General features: G+C 64.1%; 1 protein-coding gene. It reads left to right on the top strand.

All coding sequences use genetic code 11. From position 1 onward, the window contains the following. The first annotated feature begins 97 nt into the window (after positions 1-97). Positions 98-1,651, top strand: a complete 1,554-nt coding sequence (locus ASD35_RS15680) for an IS1182 family transposase (RefSeq protein WP_162254472.1) — start codon at positions 98-100, stop codon at positions 1,649-1,651. Positions 1,652-1,819 lie beyond the last annotated feature (168 nt).

Here is a 1,819-nt window from a genome sequence, read left to right as displayed (position 1 = left end):
AACGTTGAAGCTGTCAAATAACCTCAAGCCGGGCAGCCCCTGATTCACTTCCTGAGGCCTGACACGTCAAATGAGCGGACCCGTTCAGGAGTCCGCGATGCCCCGCTACAAACCCACTGACTGCCACTCGCTGATGCTGCCGGTGGTGCTGTCAGAGCAGATCGTGCCGGGCAGCTTCGCCTTCGCGTTGGACTACCTGGTCGAGTACGAACTGGATCTGACGGCACTGGACGCGCGCTTCAAGAACGACACCACCGGCGCCAGCGCTTTCGACCCTCGCGTAATGCTCAAGATCGTCTTGCTGGCCTACAGCCAAGGCCTGATCTCCAGCCGCGGCATCGCAGCCGCCTGCGTGCGCAACGTCCAGTTCATTGCCATCAGCGGCGACAGCCAGCCCAGCCATGCCCACATCGCCAAGTTCGTGTGCAGCCTCCGCGACCAGATCAAGCCGCTGTTCAGCCAGGTCTTGATGACCTGCGACGCGCAAGGCCTGATCGGGCGGGACATGTTCGCCATCGACGGCGTCAAGCTCCCCAGCAACGCCAGCAAGGAGCGCAGCGGCACGCACGAGGAACTCAGCCACCGTGCCGAACGCCTGGACAAGGCCGCCGACAAGATCCTGGCCCTGCACCAGGCCCAGGACAAGGAAGGCGCCCAAGCGCCGCTGGACACCAAACGTCAGACCCGAATGGACGAGCTGCGCCAAGAGGCTGCGCGCACCCGGGAATTCGTCGCCAAGACGCCCAAGCGCTTGAACAGCAAGGGTCAGGAGCTGAAGTCCAACGTCACCGACCCCGACAGCGCCAAGATGGCCACCAGCAAGGGCGTCATCCAGGGCTACGCCGCGCAGGCGGCGGTGGACAGCGCGCACCAGATCATCATTGCCGCCGATGTGGTGGGCTCCGGCTCTGAGCAAACCATGCTGATCCCCATGATCGAGCAGGCCAAGCCGTGGTGCGCCGAGAACACCTTGGTCACCGCAGATGCGGGCTATCACAGCGACGCCAACGTGCAGCAGCTGCATGACACGAACACCCCCGCGCTGATCGCCGACAACCAGATGCGCAAGCGAGACGAACGCTTTGAAGGGCAAGGCAAGCACCAGGCCAAACCTGACCCGCTGTCGCAGAAGAAGGCCAGCGGCGAGCCCGAAGAAATCAAACACTTCCGGCCCAAGGACTTCAGCTTCAACGAGGACGGCACGGCCACGTGTCCCGCAGGCCAGGTGCTCAGCAGCAAGGGCACGATCTACGTCTCGGCCAGTGGTCAGCCGTACCAGACCTTCATCGCGCAAGCGAGCGACTGCGCCGCGTGCACACGGCGCCCGCAGTGCATCAAGGGCCGGGGGGCGCAGGAGAGTGCGCCGCTGCGGGGCAGGCAGGTCAGTCGCTTCTTGCCCAGGGCGCCAGAGCCCAGTCACCCCAGCGAGCGCATGCGCCAAGCCATCGATTCACCGCGAGGGCGGCAGCTGTACAGCCAGCGCATCGGCACCGTCGAGCCGGTGTTCGCGAACCTGCGCCACAACAAGCGGCTGAGCCGCCTGAACCATCGCGGCCAAGCCAAGGTGGGGACGCAATGGCGCCTGTACTGCCTGGTGCACAACATCGAGAAGCTCTCGAAGGCGGGGTTCGGGCAACACGGGGTTCGATAGCCGGACAGGCAGACCACACAATCGACGCCAGACGGGCGCGCACGCGCCACGAGAACGAATATTCAGCTCATGTCACCGACGAACCCAACGACTCGATTCAATCGCTATCCAAGCGGGCCGCTTCGCGGGGGCGACTGGAATTTTTGGGTTTTTGGACAGCCTCGTTAG

Origin of the sequence: Pelomonas sp. Root1444 (assembly GCF_001426885.1) — a bacterium.
Lineage (GTDB): Bacteria > Pseudomonadota > Gammaproteobacteria > Burkholderiales > Burkholderiaceae_C > Pelomonas.
Note: the sequence above shows the minus strand (reverse complement) of the source record. Positions and strands in the feature narration are given on the sequence as shown.